This window comes from Streptomyces sp. NPDC032161, from assembly GCF_040636995.1.
In the GTDB taxonomy this organism is placed as follows: Bacteria; Actinomycetota; Actinomycetes; order Streptomycetales; family Streptomycetaceae; genus Streptomyces.
Genome location: NZ_JBEZVN010000123.1, coordinates 1 through 1,201, shown reverse-complemented (window position 1 = coordinate 1,201; position 1,201 = coordinate 1). Strand labels below are relative to the sequence as shown.

Sequence of the window (1,201 nt, the reverse complement as noted above, 5' to 3'; positions counted from 1 at the left end):
ACTCCACCCACAAACGGATCTACGGCCGGGCCAAGCAGGGCGCCGAGTACGGCCGGTTCAAGGGCGTCCGCACCCTGCACCCCCTGCTCGCCACGCTCTGCACGCCTGGCTCCCGCCCGGTGATCGCCACCGTGCGGATGCGGCGCGGCAAGGCAGCCGATTCCCGCGGTGCCCCGAAATTCGTCAGTGAGGCGCTGGCCACCGCCGTCGAGGCGGGCTGCACCGGCACCCGGATCCTGCGAGGGGACTCGCAGTTCTACAACGCTGGTGTGATCGCGGCCTGCCGCCGGGCCGGAGCCCACTTCTCGATCACCTGCGGGATGAACCCTGCCGTCAAACGGGCCCTCCTCGGCATTCCCGACCAGGCCTGGCAGCAGATCACATACCCGACCGCGGTCCCCGACCCCGAGACCGGTGAACTCATCTCGGACGCCGAAGTCGCCGAGATACCCGCTTACACCGCCTTCGCGAGCCGCAAGAAGAGCGAGCGGGTCACCGCGCGGCTGATCGTGCGCCGGGTCCGTGACCTGGCCAAAAACGCCGTCATGGGTGAGCAGGGCGAGTTGTTTCCCGTCTGGCGCTACCACCCGTTCTTCACCGACAACCCAGCCGAGACCCTCCAGGCCGAGCGGGAACACCGCCATCACGCCGTTGTCGAGCAGGTCATCGCCGACAGCAAAGCCTCCGCCCTGGCCCACCTGCCCTCGGGGAAGTTCCACGCCAACGCGGCCTGGCTGATCCAGTGGGCGATGACCTACAACCTGCTGCGGGCCGCCGGAGCGCTGGCCTCTGCCTTCCATGCCAGGGCCACCACCGCCACCCTGCGTGCTCACCTGGTCCACGTTCCCGCCCGGATCGCCCGCTCAGCCCGGCGCCTCACCCTGCACCTACCGCAGCAATGGCCCTGGCAGCACGCCTGGACACAGCTGTTCGCCACCGTCCGCGCACCGCCCGGGACACCCTGACGTCACTGACCACCCCCGCCCGCCAGGGCCCGACCGGAGCCGAATCGTGGAAAAGCTGGGCAGACCAGCGGACACAACCTGCCCCCACCCGGCCACCCGACTCGAAGCCGATCAAAAGACCACTCTCAAACCACCTCGGTGTGAACCGCCCCGGGTTCGGTAGAGATCTCAGATTGTGGTTGTGACCTGGGGTTTTGTCAGTTCCGTGTAGTAGTTGGTCTCGTACTCGACGGGTG

Annotated in this window: 1 protein-coding gene; it reads left to right on the top strand. The window is 68.1% G+C overall.

What is annotated here, in order from left to right; genetic code table 11:
- On the top strand, positions 1 to 965 hold a 965-nt coding region (locus AB0E67_RS36490; protein ID WP_362035167.1), incomplete at its 5' end, for an IS1380 family transposase.
- Positions 966 to 1,201: the final 236 nt, after the last annotated feature.